The sequence below is a fragment of the Thermosynechococcus sp. QS41 genome, from assembly GCF_031583515.1.
Lineage (GTDB): Bacteria > Cyanobacteriota > Cyanobacteriia > Thermosynechococcales > Thermosynechococcaceae > Thermosynechococcus.
In genome coordinates this window covers 1,251,671-1,270,707 of record NZ_CP134181.1, presented here as the reverse complement: position 1 = coordinate 1,270,707, position 19,037 = coordinate 1,251,671, and the positions used below count along the sequence as shown (strand labels likewise).

Here is a 19,037-nt window from a genome sequence, read left to right as displayed (position 1 = left end):
ACAACTAAAGAACTAAAAGAACCAGAGGATCGATAAGCGATGCAACTGAAAACTCCACCCAACTGCTCAACCCCTTAGTTTCGGAATTGCTCCACTGCCTCGGTATAGCGAATGGGCAATACGTACTCAAGGTTTTCGTGGGGACGAGCAATGATGTGCGTGGACAGTACCTCGCCGCCATTGACACGTTTGGCAGAATCAACCCCAGCAGCTACTGAGGCTTGCACTTCGGAGACATCACCCCGCACAATCACGGTGACCCGACCACTCCCAATTTTTTCGTAGCCCACTAGGGTGACCCGAGCGGCTTTTACCATTGCGTCTGCTGCTTCGACGACGGCGGGGAATCCGCGCGTTTCAATCATTCCCACAGCAATTGGCATGAGTAAGCTCTCCTAAATTAGAATAAGGGTAAGCAGTACAAAAGCTAGAGTTGCAATCAGAGCGATCGCTACAGAAAATAATGACGGGATAGCCGATTGTTATCGTGACGTTAATCACCGTCTTTTTATCTCTAAAACAAGCATAGGGTGAGGGGTTTCTTTTGACAATATAATGATTGATAATCTTTTCTAGTTTCTCATATTATCAAATCTAATTCTAAGCCCTTGACACCCCTTTCAACCCAAGACAAGTCAATACGAATCGGTTAACCCATAGAATTTTATCTAAAACCAGTCATCTTCTCATAGACTGATTGCTTGATTAAGAGGGTTCTGCCGGCGTTTGGGCAGACTGCATAAGGTATTTCAATGTTTTCCTGTATTTTGCTAGATTAAAATCTATTGTTCCATCAAACAGCAATTAACTTTTCTCGATCAATATTCTGTAAAACGCTGATTTGACCGATGCGCTGAAACTCTTTGCTACTTTTATCGGCGAGGTGCAGTACCCAAGGCAGTCGAGAAGAGCAAAATCCGCTAGCAGGATGCAATTGAGTCAAATGATAGGTCTGTAAAGCCAGTAGTTCTAAAGGGGTCTTGCCATGGGTGTGCACAACGCGCAACGGTCTAGCACTGCCTCCATATTTTTTCTTGCTTGCCTCCTCGCTACTTTGTAAAATAAATGAGTTCGTTTCCTCGAACAAGACAACAGTACCCACTGCAGCGTCCTGATAGGTTACTTTGCTATCAGTTGAACAAATCTCACGTCCCATTCTGCCTGAGCCACTTTTACGGACACTGAGAATATCGACAGCAATATCTTTTTTATTTAGTTCTTCGATTGTTTGCTCAAATTCCCCTTTTTGAATAAGGCCATCACGCATCAGTAGTATCTTTTTAGGGTAGGAATGACAATTGTCTTGGAATTTAAGCACTAGCTTAGACACAACTTGCCAAATTGCTTGGCCAGAGATAGTTTCTCCCCGTTGCACATGTGGTAACTCCCAACCCAAGCTTTGACCATTGGCTAAAACTGCAAAAGCAGAAGTGCCATAGTACAGTCTTCCATTTGTACCTGTGTCAAAACCGATAACCAAGTCAGCAGCTTCAGGATGATCTAATGGTTTTAGATAGACAGGCTGCCACTTGGCTTTACACAACAGCCCTAGGCAAACATTGAGAGATTTATAATTATTTACATTAACTGGCACTATAAACTGAGTTGCTATACCTGCTTTTAATGCTTGATTTCGCAATTTCTGTTTTTCTTCATTGGGTGACCAAGGCATCACCACTAAGACAGTTTTAATTTCTTGAGCAGCCCATTGCTGCCAGAATCTTTGTTGAGCCAGATAACCTTCCGGGTATTCGCTTTTGGTAAAATAGGAGTCTATTTGTATCTGGGTGCCACTATTTTTCGCTATTTCCAGTAAGCATTTTCGTACTTCTTCTGGATATTCAGTTTTATCATCAGAAAGATTAAGGCAACCAAATTTCTTTTCACCAATTTTTGCACAGCCAAAGGAGCTAATTTTAGCTGTTTTGTCAATTTCTTTATTATTGCGAGCTAATAGTTTTGCGCGAGGCATGACAAACCCGTTAACTTTGATCGGCTCTGGTTGACAACTAAGATTATAGATGTGTTTGAAAATGAGTTCGGCTGTTTTTTGGGATTCCGACAAACGCAGGTTAATGTTTTTCCTAATGCAGTCAAACACACCTTGAATTTCACTTTTTTCTCTGCCTTGTTCAGCAATTTGTGCTAAAATTTCCACTGTGAGAACTGGTGATAGTCTTTGAGATAGATGATATACTGGCTTAGCTTTATAGTCACTAGTTTTTCTAACAATTACAACACGTGATTCATTTATTTCTTCTTCAGATGCACCCTTTCGACGGTGGTAATCCGCTAAACTGATTCCGAGTTCTTTTATTTCTACGTCATTTGGACTTTTATTCGAAAAATCTTCAAGAATCCAAACTTTTTTATCTTCATAAGTATTTCTGACGTACTTGATCTGAATATCGGGGTATTCGTTGAGCCACCATTCAAGTGTAAATGGAGTATAAAAGCGATGATGAATATCAATTTCCAAGTATAATTTTCCATCTGGCTCAATTCTAACGTTGATTGCTCTACCTCTATGTACTTCCCAGCCATCCCCCCTTTTTTCTACCCCTTCTTCAGCAGGAATCCACCAAATCAATCCGACTTCGTAATCTTTTTCAATTCTGGTTTTGTTAAATTTTTCTTTTAATTTGCACTCTAGGATTTTGCGTTCAAAGGATTCCAGTGCCTGCCTTTCGTGATCTTTTTGACAACTCAGATCTCTACATTCTATTTCTTGTAACTGCCAATCCTGAGTTTGCCTCCTACTAGTATCAATAGGCTGCCTTGTAATAATGTGTCTCCCTAGTCGAACAGCGGTTACACCTAGTTTGTAGCAAATGCTGGAAAGGGCTTTTTGCTCGCTACCTTCTTCTGGCACTTGAGTAAATTGGCATTGGTATTCATAAAATCTGAGATCCTGTTGAGTCAGATTTTTCACAAAAAAACGATTGAGTATAACTTCAACTTCTGGAAATTGGGCGAACATGATTCACAGAGAATGCAAATGTGGATGATTATAGCAAGTCTTGTTACAAATTTAAGCAGCTGAGATACAATTGTCATGAATATCGGTGTGGAGGATCTGGGGTGCTGCGGCTACCAATGCAACCCATTTGGCAAAGGGTTTCCCAGTGGCCGGTGTGGGAGCCAACACGGGTGGCGATCGCTAGTTCAATTCTGCTGCACGCTGTGATTCTTTCCTTTGTGCGGGTGCCCGAACCCACACCGCCAGAGTTGGCCAGTGATCAACTGGTGCCCTTGGTCAGCCTTTCTCCGGAACTCGAAGCGGATTTACCTTCGATTGAACCGCTCTTGCCCACGGAACTGCCGCCCCTTGCCACGACCGCACCACCGCCTCTACCGTTTACAGGCATTGAGCCACCCCCTCTTTCCTTTGCCCCCTTGGCACCCCTGCCCCCCTTGCCGCCGCTGACGGAACTGCCGCCCCTACCCAATCCAGTACCGCTGCAACCTTTGCCGCCGCTATGGCAATTGCCCCCGCCCGCCCGCCCCTTACCCGTTATCCCGACAACCCCGAATGAAGAGGTGGCCGTTGCGCCGGAACTCGTCTCACCGACGCCTACGCCTGAACCCACCCCTGAAGAACCCCTAGCAACCACAGAAGGCGAAGCGGCAGCAGCGTTATCGCGGTGGTTTAATCAAACGCGATTGACCCTCAATACGACGAATCTACAAGTGAATTTAGCCCAGCGGATCACGGACTTTTATCCCCAAGAGGCCTGTGGCGATCGCCTGCAGGGGGAAACAACCGTTGCGGTGGTGGTCACTCCCCAAGGGCAATTGCTGCCTGCCAATGCCGCCCCAGAAACGGGTTTGCTCACCCGCAATCCCCAGATTATTCGCAGCAGTGGTTCTGTACTCCTCGATCAAGCCGCCCTAGAACGGGTACGTCAGCAATCCTTTGAGGCCACAGGGCAGTACCAAGCCCTAGCGCTCACCTTTGCTTTTGAGTATCGCCCCGAAGTGTGCCGAGGTCAGCAACCTGCTGCCACCCCAAGACCACAGCCTGCCATGCCAGCACCGGCAACGCTACCACCAACACCAAAACCAGAGGCTAGACCATCCCCTGCGAGTGAAGCCTCACCAGCACCCACCCCCACTGAAGAAGCACCACCGCCCGTATCCCCAGAACCTAGCGAGACAAACTCGTCGTCTGAAGCGCCGGCTGCGAGTCCGCCAGCAACATCTCCCGAATAAAGCGGGCGATCGCCCGTTGCAGGAGGCCGTTGACAATACGCTGACCCATTTGCTGTACCTCTGGGCGCACAATAATCCGCAGAATTGCAGGGATGACTTTGCCCCAGTCAAAGCCGGGGGTATCCTGCAAAATGCTGAAAATGCGACGCAAATGCTCTAGGGCATTGGCTTCACTGACGATATTAGAACTTGCCGTTGCTGGTACGGGACGGGTGACGAGGGGTAAGAGTTGCACCAAGTTCCATTGCCCTATGGTTGTCCGTGCCCACGTGTCAAGGCTCTTGACAATTTCATCCGCTAGGCGATCGCGATACTCCGCTCCCCGCTCCGAAAAGAGAAAATCTAAAGCCTGCTCCAGCACCACATTAAAGTCATAGTCACGGCTCTCGCGGGCATTGCGCAGCAGATTTTCTAGGCGCGTCCAGCGAAATTGACCATCCTTGAGGAGCAGGTTCGTGAGACTTGTGCGCAGCTCTGGGGCAGGATCCGTGAGCAGTCGTTTGGCAATGTAAGGATAGGCGGCACTGAGTACCTTAAAGTTGGGGTCAACGCCCATGGCAATCCCTTCCATGGTCAGGAGCGATCGCACGATCAAGGCATAATAGGCAGGCACCTGAAAGGGATACTCGTACATCACCTCTGACAGGCGATCGAAAATGCGTTGGATATTTAGTTCCGAGACACTCGCCCCCAAGGCATCCTCAAAGACCAAGGCCAGCGCCGGAATAATCGGTTCCAGATCTGTATCGGGGGTTAGGAACCCTAAATGAACATAGTCGTAGGCAAGGCTTTCGTACTCACGGTTAACAATGTGGACAATGGCATTCAGCAAGCCATAGCGCTGCTCTGGCGCAATCTCACTCATCATGCCAAAGTCGAGATAGGCCAATTTGCCGCTAGGCATGGCCAGCAGATTCCCTGGATGGGGATCAGCATGGAAAAACCCATGTTCGAGCAACTGCCGCAGGGAGCACTGCACTCCCACATACACCATGTAGCGCGGATCAATCCCCAAGGCTTGAATTTGCTGCGGTTGGTTGAGTTTGACCCCCGTCACCCACTCCATGGTGAGCACCCGCCGCCGCGTATAATTCCAGTAAATCTTGGGAATATAGACATCGGTGAGGTGGCCATAGAGACGGGCAAAGCGTTCGGCATTCCGTCCCTCTTGGGTATAATCCATTTCCTCAAAGAGGCGACCAGCAAATTCATCGAGAATGGCCACTAAATCACTGCGAATCTCCTTGATCAGGCGTTTTGCCCAATAGGCCACCCCCCGCAGAATGTAAATGTCCAAGGTGATACTTTCTGCCAAGCCGGGACGCTGGACTTTGACGGCCACCTCTTCGCCACTGTGGAGTTTGCCCCGGTACACCTGTCCCAAGGAGGCAGCCGCAATGGGATGATCACTCAGTTCAGCAAAAAGCTCACTGGGGGGGGCGCCCAGTTCCTCCTCAATAAACTGAAAGGCCACTTCATTGGGGAAGGGTGGCAACTGATCTTGGAGTTTTGTTAATTCTTCCAAATAGACCGCTGGCAAGAGATCCGGACGAGTGGAGAGGGCTTGCCCCACTTTGATATAGGCTGGTCCAAGGCGGGTGAGGGTTTCCCGCAGGGCGATCGCTCGCTGGTGTTGATTTTGTTTACTTTGGCCTGTGACCCTGTCCCACCAACGGTTAAAGAGCAGCCAAAACACTGGCCAGAGAATCCGCAACCAGCGACTGAAGACCAGTAAAGGTCGCTGCCGGTAGTAGGCACCAATGGCCACGGGATCATAGGGTTGAAAGGTCTCCGGATCATTGGGAAGGGTTTCAGCCGCGATCGCAATCTCTTGGGGCGCGGAATCACTGGGGACAATTGCCGTATTCATGGGCAGTCGCGCAAACTCTTAAAGTATTTTAACAATCAGTTCATCATCAGGGAGGGCGGAAAATGCGGCTAGTGATTTTGGGGGCAACGGGGCAGGTGGGCTGGCAATTGGTGCAGCAGGCTCCCCAAGGGGTAGAAGTCATTCCCATTGCTCGCCAAGGCACTGCCGTAACACTGGACTTGGAAGATTTAGAGGCCATTCCCAACCTAGTAAAAACCCTTTGCCCCGATGTGGTCATCAATGCGGCGGCCTATACTGCCGTGGATCAGGCGGAACAGGAACCGGAACGGGCACAACGGATTAATGGCACAGCTGTGGGTCTTTTGGCAGAAACGATGGCCTCTTTGGGAGGGCTGTTGATTCACTACTCGACGGATTATGTGTTTGCTGGTACGCAGTCGCGACCCTATCGCGAAACGGATGCCACTGCCCCCCTCAATGCCTATGGCTATAGTAAGTGGCTAGGAGAGCAGGCGATCGCCACCCATCACCCCGCCCACCTGATCTTGCGCACCAGTTGGGTGTATGACCTGCGGGGCAAGAACTTTTTGCGCACCATGGTTCGCCTTGCCCAAACCCGTCCTGTGGTTCGGGTCGTTGCCGATCAAATCGGTACGCCCACGGCTGCCCCCTTCATTGCCCAAGTCACCTATCAACTGCTGGAACGCTGGCAGGCGGATCCCTCCTTGAGCGGTCTCTATCACCTGACGCCCCGCGGCAGTACCAGTTGGTATGGCTTTGCGGTAAAAATTTTTGATCACCTGCGTGCCAAGGGCTATGCAACTGCCACCCTAGAGGCGATTCCCAGCAGTGAGTATCCGACACCGGCCAAGCGGCCTGTCTTTTCCACCCTCAACTGCGAGAAGTTGGAGGCGGTTTTGGGGACTCCCCTCCCCCCTTGGGAAGCGGTTCTTCAGCCCCTTTTAGACCAACTAGATCCGCAATCCGTGCTTTAGGGGGTTGTCGCAACGGTTGTTTTCATTTGGCTGAACCAGTCGATGAGTTGCGCCAGTTGTTTCTCCACCGGTTGCGTCCCTAGACCCCGCACGGTAATTTTGCCCTGACTATAGACAAACCGATTTTGGAGATGTGTGGGCAGTTGCTCTAGGAGCAGTTTCCATGCTGGCTCCGCCATCGGGGTTTCAAGGATGACGTGCTGCTTCCCTTCGGGACGAATGCGACTAATGCCACACTGCCGTGCCAGTTGTTTGAGTTCCACAACCCGCAGCAGTTGCTGAACTGATTTGGGCAATGCCCCATAGCGATCGCTCCACTCTGCCGCCAATTGCATCAAGTCTTCTTTTGTCGTTGCAGCGGACACCGCACGGTAGGCGGCCATCTTTTGTTCCAAATCGGGCATATAGTCGGCGGGAATAAAGGCAGTGACATTGAGATCCACTTGGGTATCGTCAACGGTGGGAATCTCTTGGCCACGAATTTCAGCGATCGCCTCCTCGAGCAGTTCCACGTACAAATCAAAGCCAACACTGTCCAGTTGACCGTGCTGCTCCGCCCCTAGGAGATTGCCCACACCGCGAATTTCCATGTCTCGCATTGCCAGTTGGTAGCCCGATCCCAGTTGGGTAAACTCCTGAATTGCCCGCAATCGTTGGCGTGCCGCTTCAGTCAGCACCTCTTGGCGGGGGTAAAATAACCACGCATGGGCTTGAATGCCCGCTCGGCCAACCCGACCCCGCAGTTGATAAAGCTGTGCCAAGCCAAACCGCTGCGCATCCTCCACCAAAATCGTATTGACGCGGGGAATATCCAAGCCGGACTCAATGATGGTCGTACACACCAGAATATTGGCTTCACCATTGCTAAAGCCAAGCATCGTGGATTCCAGTTCTCCTTCTGCCATCTGACCGTGGGCAATGAGAATACGAGCACTGGGCACCATCCCTTGCAGCTTTGCCGCTACCTCCTCAATTCCCTCAACCCGCGGCACGACATAGAAGACTTGACCGCCTCGATCCAGTTCTTGGCGAATCGCACTGCGCACCGTTTCTGGGTCATAGGGGGCAAGGTGGGTTTGAATCGGGCGCCGCGAGGGGGGTGGTGTGGTGATCAGGCTCATCTCCCGAACCCCCGACAGGGCCATATAGAGGGTGCGGGGAATTGGCGTTGCACTGAGGGTGAGCACATCCACTTGGATTTTGAGGGCTTTGATTTTCTCCTTTTGGTTGACGCCAAAGCGTTGTTCCTCATCCACCACCAGTAGCCCCAAGTCCCGAAATTTAACGGTTTTGCTCAGGAGTTGATGGGTGCCCACGACAACATCCATTTCGCCCGTTTTCAGCTTTTGCAGGATCTCTTGCCGCTCACTCTCGGTGCGGAAACGGTTGAGCAGCCCCACTTGAATCGGATAGGGGGCAAAGCGTTCCTTGAGGGTGTGGTAATGCTGCTGCGTTAGGATTGTCGTCGGGGCAAGAACGGCCACCTGTTTGCCTGCCATCACGGCTTTGAAAATAGCACGAATGGCCACTTCGGTTTTGCCAAAGCCAACATCACCGCAGACCAGCCGATCCATGGGGCGATCGCTCTCCATATCGGCCTTGACCTCTTGGATGGCCTTGAGTTGATCCGGAGTGGGCTGATAGGGAAACGAGTCCTCCATTTCCTGCTGCCACGGTGTATCTGGAGGGAAGGCAAAGCCCTGTTGTTGGGCACGTTGAGCATAGAGTTGCAGCAGATCCACCGCTACTTTTTTAATGGCCTTGCGCACCCGGGCTTTGGTACGTTCCCAAGTGTTGCCCGTTAACTTATTGAGTTGGGGAACGCCATCGCTCTGTTTGCGGTAGCGGGAGAGGCTGTTGAGTTGATCGGCAGCAACGCGGAGAATGCCATCGGCATATTGCAGGGCGAGATACTCGCGGGTTTCGTTGTTAATCGTTAGCGTTTCTAGGCGCAGGAACTGACCAATGCCGTGTTGGCGATGGACGACGTAGTCCCCTGGCTGAAGCTTGTTGAGATCCACCTGTTTGGCAGCAGCGCGGCGGCGTTTGCGCACATAGCCAAGGTTGACTAGGTTGTGCTGGCCAAAGAACTCGCGATCGCTCACCAGCACCGTGCGGAACGTAGGCAAAATAAAGCCACTAATTTCCGCTAGACCACTGGCCTTCAAGGCAATGGGCAGTCGCTGCTGTTGCAGCTTATCAATGGCCGGAAAGTCCTTGGGATTGGGCACAAACTGGGCGGGGCAATCATGCTCCTGCAACAGGGCTACAGAGCGACTCGGCTGCGCAGAGACCAACCACACGGTGTACCCCTTGTCCCGTTCCTCCCGCAGGGTTGCCGCCAAGCGACCAAATTGGTGGGGAATGGCTGGAACCGCCCGTGCTGATAAATTGAGACCGAGTCCCTCACTGGCCAGTTCGTAGAGGTGCACCCGTTGAAACCGCTCGAGGGCTTGGGCACTGGCTGACCACGGACGATGAATGGGGGGGGGTGGCGTTTCAAGGCTTTGCCAGTAGGCTTGACTGTGCTCATACCAGCGATCGCCATGGGCAGCACAGAGGGGCGGCTCATCCACGGCAATGAGGGTTTGGGCAGGCAAATAATCCAAGAGCGAAGCCGGTTGCGGAAAAGCCACCCCCAGATAGCGCCGCAATCCCTCTTGATCCTCTGAAATGAGATGGGCGTGATCTGCTGCCCGCAGGGCTTGGGCAATCAGGGGAGTAAAACTAATGGGCGTCAGGGTTACCTGCGCAAGGGCATCAAGGCGATCGCCCTCGGTGTGTAGGGAGCGTTGACTGGCCGGATCAAACTCGCGAATGGACTCAATCTCATCGCCAAACCACTGCAAGCGCACCGGTAGCTCCGCCGAGACGGGGAAAATATCCACAATGTCGCCGCGCCGACTCCACTGGCCTTCCGTTTCCACGAGAGAAACCCGCTCATAACCAAGGGCTGCCAAGGCGGTGGCCACTTCCCCTAGGGAGTGCTCTTGACCCACCTCTAAAGTTAGACAGGCGGCACGAAACTGCTCTGGTGGGGGTAAATGGGGTTGCAGTGCCCGTTCCGTGGTGACAATTGCAATATTGGGGCGATCGCTCTCGACTAGAACTTGCAGTTGCCCCCAGACCATCTCCGCTTCCAAGTCAAAGGGGTCATAGGGAGAGGCCTCCGATGTCGGGTAAAAGAGCACCGCCTCCCAACCCATGAGTTCCAATTGCGCCGCCCAGCGTCCCCCCTCCTCTAAGGTGGAAGTAATCACACACAGCGATTGCTGACTCTGCTGCGCCAATGTGGTGGCCACAAAGCCCTTGACAAGGCGGGGCATCCCCGTGAGGACCAGTTCCCGTTGGTGTTGTAATTTGCTGAGCAGTTCAGCCGTCAGCGGCAGCTTACCCCAACTGCGGGGAATTGCCATTAAGGACATAGACGAGTGTCAGTGCAGGTGATCAAGACTTCAGAATTGAATTGCGACCCCTTGGGGCAGCGCTAACGCATTATAATTCTTACGCTCTCCTATCATTGTAAAAAGCAGGACAAGGATTCAGAAAACTCTAGCTAAAGCGCTTTTCGACAATTAGGGGGTAAAGAAGGGGGGATGCTCCTGTTTGGTAGCCGCTTTGGCTGTTTTCAGTGTGTGCCATCCCTGTAAAAAGAGCTACATCACTGCTGAAGAGAGGGTGGAACCCCGTGGGCACTTCCTTCATAATTGTGAAAGAGTAGGAATTGCAGAGATTGAATGACGCGATCGCCCGATATTGAGAGTCCGGCTCCAGAATCCTCAGCGATTGTTGACAGCACCCTTGAGGCAAGCGACCCCATTGACCCTGAGGATGAACTGCCTAATGAAGTGGAAATGTCCCTCTGGGATCACCTTGAGGAGTTGCGACAGCGGCTCTTTGTTGTCCTCGGCACTGTTGCTGTCACCATTGTTCTTTGCTTTACCCAAGTCCGCTGGATCATTCAGTTCCTTGAAAAACCAGCCCATGGTGCGAAATTCCTGCAACTAAGTCCGGGGGAGTACTTTTTTGTCTCCTGTAAAGCGGCGGCCTACAGTGGCATCCTCCTAGCGACGCCGATGATTCTCTACCAAGCCATCCGTTTTATCCTGCCGGGATTGACACGACGTGAGCAACGCTTGCTGGCACCGGTGGTTTTTGGTTCATCCATTCTCTTTATTGCCGGTTTGGCCTTTGCCTATACCCTCTTGGCACCCGCAGCCCTTGGCTTTTTCATTAACTATGGGGCAGATGTGGTTGAGCAACTGTGGTCGATCGATCGCTATGTGGATTTTATTTTGCTATTGCTCCTTGCCACCGGCCTCGCCTTCCAAGTCCCGATTCTCCAGTTGGTACTCATTGCCCTCGGCATTGTTTCCATCCCGCAAATGCTCAGCCAATGGCGCTACGTGGTGATTATTGCCGTAGCCGTGGCAGCGGTTTTGACCCCCTCCATTGATCCGATTACTCAAGGACTGTTGGCGGGTGCTCTGCTTGCCCTCTACTTTACGGGGATTGGCTTGGCCAAGCTGATGGGGGTGGGGCGTTCTGAGGCTTAAACTTGCAATACCCTCAAAAAAGACTCAATCAGAAAAGATGATTTTGGCGATAAAAATCAATTATCGCGATCGCCCCTCGAACTTATCAAGGCTCTCAATAGAGATGATATGCTGATGTTGCCAAATTAGTGCATCCCTTCGCGATCGCAAGAATGGCATTACTTTAACAAATTTTTGTGTTTAGGAGCGGTCTTCATGCCCATTGCCCTTGGGATGGTAGAAGTACTGGGTCATCCCCCTGCCTTAGCCGTTGCCGATGTCATGGTGAAAGCGGCGCGTGTTACCCTTGTGGGCTATGAAGTGGTCAGTGGTGCTCGCCTGACGATTATTGTGCGCGGCGACGTTTCTGAAGTGCAAATTGCGGTTGCAGCGGGTGTGGAAGCCGCCAAGAAAATTCCAGCTCAAAGTCCTAAGGAAAAAACGCTCTATCTGTCGTCAACGGTGATCCCGCGCCCCCACGAGAATTTAGAGGCCGTTTTCCCGAAAATGCGGTTCCAATATGGCGATGGCTGGGAGCGTTTTCTCGTTTAGCAGCCTTGGGAAAAGTTCTCTAAAGCTTCTCTAATGAGCAAAGCTCCACCGCCCAGATAATTGCCTCAGAAGGGAGCACCCCCCAATCAACTATCTCAACAGTGAAGCCTCAAAATCGCTAGGAAACAGTTTTAGAGGGGTACCTAGGCTAGACCAGTGTTGACCCCCGGCTTACCCGTAAACAGTTCCACTTTCACAATTTTGCCACCCATTTTTTGGATGCGTTGTTGCTCGCGGAACCAGTTTTCGTAGGGCACCAGTTTTGTGAAATAGGTGTTTTGCAGTTCGCGCTGGGTGCGAATACGGGTTTGACTCGGCACACAGGCGGTAATTTTGAACATGCGCATGGGATGGGACTCCAAATCTGTGTGGGGTGATTACACGTCTGGGAGCTAAAGGCCAGACTCAGACTGTTTAAGCACAATTGCCATGACAGGCTGACACTCTAACCCCTAACTCCCAGACAGATGTGCGACTGGAGAGCTGTACTTAGCTTAAGCCAGAGCAGATGTAGTCAAAGTAGATGCCCATTTCTTTGCCGGCATCGGCACCCACCAAGCTGGCGGTGACTTCTTTCATGGCTTGGATGGCTTGCACAGTGGCAGCGATGGGCACACCCAAGGAGTTGTAGGTTTCTTTCAACCCATTGAGCACCCGCTCATCGAGGATGGAAGGATCCCCAGCCAGCATGGCATAGGTGGCATAGCGCAGGTAGTAGTCGAGGTCGCGGATACAGGCCGCATAGCGACGGGTGGTGTACATGTTGCCACCGGGACGGGTGATGTCAGAGTAGAGCAGAGATTTGGCCACTGCTTCTTTGACGATATTGGCGGCATTGGCGCTGATCACGGTCGCAGCACGCACCCGCAGTTCGCCAGTTGCGAAGTAAGCTTTCAGCTTCTCCATGGCGGCGGTGTCGAGGTATTTGCCTTGCACGTCAGAGGCGTTGATGACAGCGGTAATCGCGTCTTGCATAGTTCTTTTTCCTCAAAAACTGATTTGGATGATGGATCAATGAAGGATGCTGAGGCGACCTACTGCATGGCGCCAATCACGAAGTCAAAGTAAGAACCGGCTTCAGCGGCATCTTCTGCAGACAGCAGCGAGGAAGCGACGTTCTTCATGGCGCGGATCCCTTCGGCCACGGCAGGAATGGGGGTGCCGAGGGAGTTGTACATTTCACGCACACCCACCAAACCAATTTCTTCGATGGGGGTGACATCACCCGCAACAATACCGTAGGTCACAAGCCGCAGGTAGTAGTCGAGGTCACGCAGGCAGGTGGCGGTCATTTCTTCACCGTAGGCATTGCCACCGGGGGAGACCACATCAGGCCGTTTTTGGAAGAGTTGATCGCCCGCTTGCTTGACAATCCGCTCGCGGTTTTCGGTCAGGGTTTGGGCAATGCGCAGACGGCGCTCGCCGGTGCTGACAAAGCTTTTAATGCGATCCAGTTCACCGGGGCTGAGGTAACGGGCCTCGGCATCTGCATTCACGATCGATTTCGTGACGACGCTCATTGAGTTCCTCCAAAGTTGGAATTGTAAAACAAGGGTCTTGATAATGTGGCATTTGCCATTGGAATGTTACGATTCACCGCACTCCTGTAGGAGAGATAGGTACGGCGATGGACCCGACGGGCTGACGTAACCTTCCGCAAACATTCTCAGGCATAGGGGGGACATCTCCCACATCATCGCAATCCTTTTTAACATTCTTAACATTTTTTCAAAAATCTGCTAAGGGCAGCTATTCCAGCCATTCGATAATGCGGGTGCCAAGGTTGAGGGGAATATTCACCGCTTTGCCGAGGCGGGGTTTCTCACGGGTGGTCTCAATAAAGGTGCAAACTTGCTGGGCACAGCCCCAGTCATTGAGGTGCTGGGCGATCGCCCCAAGGTGGGCGGCATAATCTTCAGGCGTATCGGGATAGGAGGCCTGCTCGAGGTAACGCCACATCACTTGCAAAAAGATGCGATCGCCCACGCGGCGAAACTGAAGGTCAAAGGAGCGCCCCCATTTGCGCAGGAGCAAGGCATGGAGTTCATCACCAGTGAGGGGCGTCAGCATTGGCAAGAATTTCAGCCCTTGCGGCTAGGACGGCTCGGACAGTGTGATAATAGTTAACAAACGTAATTATTTTACGGCTGTTCGTTTCGATTCCTTAGTAAATAAGCGTAAACCATGGCTCAAGTTTCTGGAATGTCTGATGTGCCCGATATGGGGCGGCGACAGTTTATGAACCTGCTGACGTTTGGTACCATTACCGGTACAGCGTTGGGCGCTCTGTACCCTGTCGTCAAGTATTTCATTCCGCCCTCCAGTGGCGGCACGGGTGGTGGTGTAGTTGCCAAGGATGCATTAGGCAACGATATTAAGGTTTCCGACTACCTGACGAAGCACCTGCCGGGCGATCGCTCCCTTGCTCAAGGGATTAAAGGGGATCCCACCTACGTGATTGTTACTGAGGATCACCAAATTGCCAATTACGGCTTGAATGCCGTCTGCACTCACCTTGGCTGCGTGGTGCCTTGGAATGTCAGTGAAAACAAGTTCATTTGCCCCTGCCACGGCTCTCAATACGACAGCACGGGTAAAGTGGTGCGTGGCCCTGCTCCCCTCTCCTTGGCACTGGTGAATGCCACGGTTACCGAAGATGACAAACTGGTGTTTACCCCTTGGACGGAAACCGATTTCCGCACGGGCAAAGAACCTTGGTGGACGTAAAAAGAAATTAGGGAGTGGTATGAAACGCTTTTTCAAATCGTTGACGCTGGCGATCGCCCTTGCCGCCAGTGTGCTTCTTTGGTCACCGCAAGCACAGGCCTATCCATTTTATGCGCAGCAGGGCTATGACAGTCCTCGCGAAGCGACCGGGCGAATTGTCTGTGCCAACTGTCACCTCGCCGCCAAACCCACCCAAGTGGAAGTGCCCCAAGCCGTCACCCCCGATTCCGTTTTTGAAGCCGTGGTGAAAATTCCCTACGACACCCGTGTGCAACAGGTGTTGGGGGATGGCTCTAAGGGCGGTCTGAACGTCGGTGCAGTTCTCATGCTGCCCGAGGGTTTCAAAATTGCTCCTCCCGATCGCATTCCCGAGGAGTTACAAGCCAAAACCAGCGGCATTTACTACCAGCCCTACAGTGAGGACAAGCAAAACATTATTCTGGTGGGGCCCTTACCGGGTGAGCAGTATCAGGAAATTGTTTTCCCCGTCCTCGCCCCCAACCCTGCCACGGATAAATCGATCCACTTCGGTAAATACTCCGTTCACGCTGGGGGCAACCGCGGTCGCGGCCAAGTCTATCCCAATGGTGAAAAGAGCAACAATAACGTCTTTACTGCACCGATCGCGGGCACGATTACCAGTATTACCGCTAACCCCGATGGCAGTACTGCGGTGGTGATCACCCCCGAGAGTGGTGAAGCAGTGACAGAGACCATTCCCGCTGGCCCTGACCTCATTGTCAGTGAAGGCCAAACGGTGGCAGCGGGTGAAGCCCTCACCAACAATCCCAATGTGGGTGGTTTTGGGCAAAAGGATACGGAAATTGTCCTGCAGGATCCCAACCGCATTAAGTGGCTGTTGGTCTTCTTTGCCGCCATCACCCTCTCGCAGATTCTGCTGGTTCTGAAGAAGAAACAGGTCGAGAAAGTGCAAGCCGCCGAGATGAGTCTCTAGGGCGTCATAGCGCCAACGCTAGTGCAATCCCTTCATGACACGATTGTGGCGATCGCCACGGCTATTGTGCCCCAGCAAGGGAGTATTGGCATTGTCCGTCTCTCAGGCGCCAAAGCAGTCGCGATCGCTCAGTCTTTATTTGAAGCCCCCGGCAAGCAGCCTTGGGAATCCCATCGCATTCTCTATGGTTATGTCCGCGACCCCCAAACTGGGGAACGGGTCGATGAAGCGCTCCTGCTGTTAATGCTGGCGCCCCGCTCCTACACCCGCGAAGATGTGGTGGAATTTCACTGTCATGGTGGCCTCATCCCTGTCCAGCGCGTGCTGCAACTGTGTGTCGCCGCCGGGGCACGCCTCGCCGAGCCGGGGGAATTTACGCTACGCGCCTTCCTCAACGGTCGCCTTGATCTCACCCAAGCCGAAAGTGTGGCTGAACTGGTGGCTGCCCAATCCACAACCGCCGCTCAAATTGCTTTGGCGGGTCTGACAGGAAAATTCGCCCGCCCCCTCAAGCAGATTCGTCAGACCTGTTTATCCCTCTTGGCGGAAATTGAAGCGCGACTCGATTTTACGGACGAGCTACCCCCCCTTGACCCCGCAGCCATTGCTGAGGACATTCGCCAGCTGCAACACCAAGTGGCAGCGTTTTTGGCCACAGCAGAACGGGGAGCACTGATCCGCACTGGGCTAAAAGTGGCCATTGTGGGTCGCCCCAATGTCGGTAAGTCGAGTCTGCTCAATGCTTGGAGCCGTAGCGATCGCGCCATTGTGACAGATTTACCCGGCACCACCCGCGATATTGTCGAGTCCCAATTGGTTGTCGGTGGCATTCCAATCCAAGTACTTGATACCGCAGGCATTCGCGAGACCGATAACCTTGTCGAACAAATTGGCGTCCAGCGATCGCGCCAAGCCGCAGCCAGTGCTGATCTCATCCTCCTTGTCATTGATGCCAGTCAAGGGTGGACAGCCGCCGATCAGGAGATTTACGACCAACTCGAGCTGCAGCAGCGGCGGCAGCAAGCGCCTCAGTCCGTCTTGGTGGTTTTGAATAAAGCTGATCTCCTCAGCGAAACCGTAGAGGTTCAAGATATTCCATTGCCCATTGCCCCCATTCCCACTGTGCTGCTCTCGGCCCTCAGTCAAAGGGGAATTGAGTCTCTCGAGGACGCCATTTTAGACCTTGTCCAAGGCCAAGGGGTTACCGCCGCCAACCTAGACTTTGCCATCAACCAACGTCAAGCCGCGCTCTTGGAGCAGGTTCACCAATCCCTGAATCATGTGCTTGCGGCCATTGATGCCCAACTCCCCCTCGATTTTTGGACAATTGACCTGCATGCTGCCGCTCGTGCCCTTGGTACCCTAACCGGGGAAGAGGTGACGGAGTCTGTGCTAGAACAAATCTTTAGCCGTTTTTGCATTGGAAAATAGCCCATGCTTTGGAATACCAGCTACCGGCCGTTACTTGCTTATATCCTTCCCTATCGGCGACGGTTGCTGGTCGCTTTTTTGTGTACCCTCGGCTACGTCTCGACCATGCCGGCGATCGCCTACCTGATTGGCCAAGCGGCGAAGCTCATCGGGGCAGGGGATTTGATAGGCCTGATTCAATGGTGTGCCGCCTCCTCGCTGCTGTTTGTCGGTCGTAGTTTTTGCCAATTTGGCCAAGATGTCCTAATGTCCGATATTTCCCTACGGATTGTCTATGACATTCGGGTGCGGCTGTACCGTCATCTGCATCGTTTGGGGGTGGACTATTTTGAAAAGGCAGCGACCGGCGATCTCACCTACCGCCTCACTGAGGATGTGGATCGCATTGGCGTCATGGTCAATAGCAGTTTTCATCGCCTCATCCCCTCAACTTTAACCACGGTTGCCGTCATTGGTTATATGTTCTACCTCAACTGGCAACTGACATTGGGGACGATGATCATTGCGCCACTGATGACGTTTCTCATCGCTTGGTTTGGCAATCGGTTGTTGCGACAGTCGCGCCTGAGTCAAGCCCGCATTGCGGATTTGGCCTCCCACCTCACGGAGATTTTTTCGGGGATTCGTCTGATTAAGGCGTTTGCGGCTGAGGACTATGCTGTAGAGCAGTTTGAACAGCAGGCTGATATGAACCGTCGTGCTCGCTACCGTGCAGAACGCATTAAGTCAATGCAATACCCGGTGGTGGGGTTTCTTGAGGCTCTGAGCATTATGCTGCTGTTTATCTTGGGGGCGTGGCAAATCAATGCCGGTCATCTCACAGGGCCACAGTTCCTCAGCTTTGTTGCTGCAGTAGCGCTACTGATGGAACCCATTAATATGATTTCTGCTGATTACAATGAACTCAAGATGGCACAGGCGTCGGTGGAGCGTAGCTTTGGCCTGTTGGCTCTCGAACCCACGATCAAGGAAATGAGCCATGCGCAGCCCCTACCCCCCATTTCTGGCAAAGTGCAATACCTAGATGTGTGCTTTGGCTATGATCTAGAGCGTCCCGTGCTCAAGGACTTTAATCTCTTGGCGGAGCCGGGCGAGGTGATTGCCCTTGTGGGACATTCAGGAGCAGGTAAATCCACCATTGTTAACCTGTTGCCCCGGTTTTATGACCCCCAAGCGGGAAAAGTGTTGATTGATGGCATTGATATTAAAACTGTGACCCTGAAAAGCCTGCGGCGGCAAATTGGCATTGTTCCTCAGGAAACGATTCTTTTCTCAGGTAGTATTGCCCAAAATATTGCTTTTGGTTACTCTGAACCGGATTGGCAGCGACTGATTGAGGCCGCCAAAATCGCCAATGCCCATGACTTTATTACTCAGTTTCCCGATGGCTATCAGACATGGGTCGGGGAAAGGGGGATTAATCTCTCTGGGGGTCAACGCCAACGACTGGCGATCGCTCGTGCAGTTTATGCCGATCCGCGTATCTTGATCTTGGATGAGGCCACCTCTGCTTTGGACTCTGAATCGGAAGCCTTGGTGCAAAGTGCTCTCGAAAAGGCAATGAAGGGGCGCACCGTCTTTATTATTGCCCACCGTTTGGCCACGGTTCGTCGCGCCGATCGCATTCTTGTCTTAGAGCAGGGGCGGATCATTGAAAGTGGCAGCCATCAAGAACTACTTGCCCAGTCTGCCCGCTACGCCCAGTTCTACGCCCAGCAGTATTTCCAAGACGCGGAATGACCCCTTGTCTGATGGGCTGGCCGTTTGGATTCTATCTTCTGAATTTGGGATGAGATGTT

16 protein-coding genes are annotated in these 19,037 nt (G+C 52.4%); 8 read left to right on the top strand and 8 right to left on the bottom strand.

The annotated features are described in order from the left end of the window. Positions 1–74: 74 nt before the first annotated feature. Together RHJ80_RS06050 and RHJ80_RS06045 are read right to left on the bottom strand one after the other, a co-directional pair. Positions 75–383 carry a carbon dioxide-concentrating mechanism protein CcmK gene (locus tag RHJ80_RS06050; RefSeq protein ID WP_011056791.1) on the bottom strand — a complete coding sequence of 103 codons (309 nt, stop codon included), beginning with the start codon at positions 381–383 and terminating at the stop codon, positions 75–77. A gap of 410 nt (positions 384–793) precedes the next feature. Beyond that, complete coding sequence (locus tag RHJ80_RS06045) at positions 794–2,980, bottom strand: argonaute PAZ domain-containing protein (protein WP_310801660.1); 2,187 nt, start codon at positions 2,978–2,980, stop codon at positions 794–796. Positions 2,981–3,081: 101 nt separating this feature from the next. Between RHJ80_RS06045 and RHJ80_RS06040 the strand changes: the two genes are divergently transcribed. Beyond that, positions 3,082–4,212 (top strand): hypothetical protein, encoded by a 1,131-nt coding sequence (locus RHJ80_RS06040; protein WP_310801659.1) that lies wholly within the window; start codon positions 3,082–3,084, stop codon positions 4,210–4,212. Here the strand turns inward: RHJ80_RS06040 and RHJ80_RS06035 are convergent. After that, the gene (locus RHJ80_RS06035) at positions 4,148–6,082 is read right to left on the bottom strand and encodes an AarF/ABC1/UbiB kinase family protein (RefSeq protein ID WP_206201486.1); all 1,935 of its coding nucleotides are present in this window, start codon (positions 6,080–6,082) and stop codon (positions 4,148–4,150) included. The genes RHJ80_RS06040 and RHJ80_RS06035 overlap by 65 nt on opposite strands. Positions 6,083–6,144: 62 nt before the next feature. Here RHJ80_RS06035 and rfbD point away from each other — a divergent pair, with 62 nt between their 5' ends. Continuing rightward, complete coding sequence (gene rfbD / locus RHJ80_RS06030; protein WP_310801658.1) at positions 6,145–7,038, top strand: dTDP-4-dehydrorhamnose reductase; 894 nt, start codon at positions 6,145–6,147, stop codon at positions 7,036–7,038. Here the strand turns inward: rfbD and mfd are convergent. Beyond that, positions 7,035–10,463, bottom strand: a complete 3,429-nt coding sequence (mfd, locus tag RHJ80_RS06025; protein ID WP_310801657.1) for a transcription-repair coupling factor — start codon at positions 10,461–10,463, stop codon at positions 7,035–7,037. The genes rfbD and mfd overlap by 4 nt on opposite strands. Before the next feature lie 312 nt (positions 10,464–10,775). Here mfd and tatC point away from each other — a divergent pair, with 312 nt between their 5' ends. Together tatC and RHJ80_RS06015 are read left to right on the top strand one after the other, a co-directional pair. After that, the gene (gene tatC, locus RHJ80_RS06020; protein WP_225901674.1) at positions 10,776–11,594 is read left to right on the top strand and encodes a twin-arginine translocase subunit TatC; all 819 of its coding nucleotides are present in this window, start codon (positions 10,776–10,778) and stop codon (positions 11,592–11,594) included. A gap of 195 nt (positions 11,595–11,789) precedes the next feature. Then, complete coding sequence (locus tag RHJ80_RS06015; RefSeq protein WP_024125880.1) at positions 11,790–12,125, top strand: carbon dioxide-concentrating mechanism protein CcmK; 336 nt, start codon at positions 11,790–11,792, stop codon at positions 12,123–12,125. A 143-nt stretch (positions 12,126–12,268) separates the two neighbouring features. Here the strand turns inward: RHJ80_RS06015 and RHJ80_RS06010 are convergent, their stop codons facing one another. From RHJ80_RS06010 to RHJ80_RS05995, 4 genes are all read right to left on the bottom strand, one after another. After that, positions 12,269–12,472 (bottom strand): phycobilisome linker polypeptide, encoded by a 204-nt coding sequence (locus tag RHJ80_RS06010; RefSeq protein ID WP_011056799.1) that lies wholly within the window; start codon positions 12,470–12,472, stop codon positions 12,269–12,271. A 142-nt stretch (positions 12,473–12,614) separates the two neighbouring features. Continuing rightward, complete coding sequence (gene apcB, locus RHJ80_RS06005; protein WP_149817471.1) at positions 12,615–13,100, bottom strand: allophycocyanin subunit beta; 486 nt, start codon at positions 13,098–13,100, stop codon at positions 12,615–12,617. A gap of 59 nt (positions 13,101–13,159) precedes the next feature. Further along, complete coding sequence (gene apcA, locus RHJ80_RS06000) at positions 13,160–13,645, bottom strand: allophycocyanin subunit alpha (RefSeq protein WP_149817474.1); 486 nt, start codon at positions 13,643–13,645, stop codon at positions 13,160–13,162. Positions 13,646–13,874: 229 nt separating this feature from the next. Further along, positions 13,875–14,195: a DUF3067 family protein gene (locus RHJ80_RS05995; protein ID WP_149817476.1), complete on the bottom strand. Its 321-nt coding sequence runs from the start codon at positions 14,193–14,195 to the stop codon at positions 13,875–13,877. A 114-nt stretch (positions 14,196–14,309) separates the two neighbouring features. Between RHJ80_RS05995 and petC the strand changes: the two genes are divergently transcribed. Genes petC through RHJ80_RS05975 form a run of 4 tightly spaced genes read left to right on the top strand, consistent with a single transcriptional unit; the run spans position 14,310 to position 18,978 of the window. Continuing rightward, positions 14,310–14,852: a cytochrome b6-f complex iron-sulfur subunit gene (gene petC / locus RHJ80_RS05990; protein ID WP_149817478.1), complete on the top strand. Its 543-nt coding sequence runs from the start codon at positions 14,310–14,312 to the stop codon at positions 14,850–14,852. Positions 14,853–14,871: 19 nt separating this feature from the next. Next, positions 14,872–15,807 (top strand): cytochrome f, encoded by a 936-nt coding sequence (petA, locus tag RHJ80_RS05985; RefSeq protein ID WP_149817480.1) that lies wholly within the window; start codon positions 14,872–14,874, stop codon positions 15,805–15,807. Between the two features lie 21 nt (positions 15,808–15,828). Next, positions 15,829–17,238 (top strand): tRNA uridine-5-carboxymethylaminomethyl(34) synthesis GTPase MnmE, encoded by a 1,410-nt coding sequence (mnmE, locus tag RHJ80_RS05980; RefSeq protein ID WP_310438387.1) that lies wholly within the window; start codon positions 15,829–15,831, stop codon positions 17,236–17,238. Between the two features lie 3 nt (positions 17,239–17,241). Then, positions 17,242–18,978, top strand: coding sequence for an ABC transporter ATP-binding protein (locus RHJ80_RS05975; protein WP_302679094.1), 1,737 nt, complete (start codon positions 17,242–17,244; stop codon positions 18,976–18,978). The last annotated feature ends 59 nt before the right edge of the window (positions 18,979–19,037 follow it).

What these genes read in the sequence shown, in the direction of transcription:
- RHJ80_RS06035 (WP_206201486.1), bottom strand. Translation starts at nt 6,082, where the DNA reads ATGAATACGGCAATTGTCCCCAGTGATTCCGCGCCCCAAGAGATTGCG.
- rfbD (WP_310801658.1), top strand. Translation starts at nt 6,145, where the DNA reads ATGCGGCTAGTGATTTTGGGGGCAACGGGGCAGGTGGGCTGGCAATTG.
- petC (WP_149817478.1), top strand. Translation starts at nt 14,310, where the DNA reads ATGGCTCAAGTTTCTGGAATGTCTGATGTGCCCGATATGGGGCGGCGA.
- RHJ80_RS05975 (WP_302679094.1), top strand. Translation starts at nt 17,242, where the DNA reads ATGCTTTGGAATACCAGCTACCGGCCGTTACTTGCTTATATCCTTCCC.
- RHJ80_RS06045 (WP_310801660.1), bottom strand. Translation starts at nt 2,980, where the DNA reads ATGTTCGCCCAATTTCCAGAAGTTGAAGTTATACTCAATCGTTTTTTT.
- RHJ80_RS06015 (WP_024125880.1), top strand. Translation starts at nt 11,790, where the DNA reads ATGCCCATTGCCCTTGGGATGGTAGAAGTACTGGGTCATCCCCCTGCC.
- tatC (WP_225901674.1), top strand. Translation starts at nt 10,776, where the DNA reads ATGACGCGATCGCCCGATATTGAGAGTCCGGCTCCAGAATCCTCAGCG.
- RHJ80_RS06010 (WP_011056799.1), bottom strand. Translation starts at nt 12,472, where the DNA reads ATGCGCATGTTCAAAATTACCGCCTGTGTGCCGAGTCAAACCCGTATT.
- apcB (WP_149817471.1), bottom strand. Translation starts at nt 13,100, where the DNA reads ATGCAAGACGCGATTACCGCTGTCATCAACGCCTCTGACGTGCAAGGC.
- apcA (WP_149817474.1), bottom strand. Translation starts at nt 13,645, where the DNA reads ATGAGCGTCGTCACGAAATCGATCGTGAATGCAGATGCCGAGGCCCGT.
- RHJ80_RS06050 (WP_011056791.1), bottom strand. Translation starts at nt 383, where the DNA reads ATGCCAATTGCTGTGGGAATGATTGAAACGCGCGGATTCCCCGCCGTC.
- RHJ80_RS05995 (WP_149817476.1), bottom strand. Translation starts at nt 14,195, where the DNA reads ATGCTGACGCCCCTCACTGGTGATGAACTCCATGCCTTGCTCCTGCGC.
- petA (WP_149817480.1), top strand. Translation starts at nt 14,872, where the DNA reads ATGAAACGCTTTTTCAAATCGTTGACGCTGGCGATCGCCCTTGCCGCC.
- mfd (WP_310801657.1), bottom strand. Translation starts at nt 10,463, where the DNA reads ATGTCCTTAATGGCAATTCCCCGCAGTTGGGGTAAGCTGCCGCTGACG.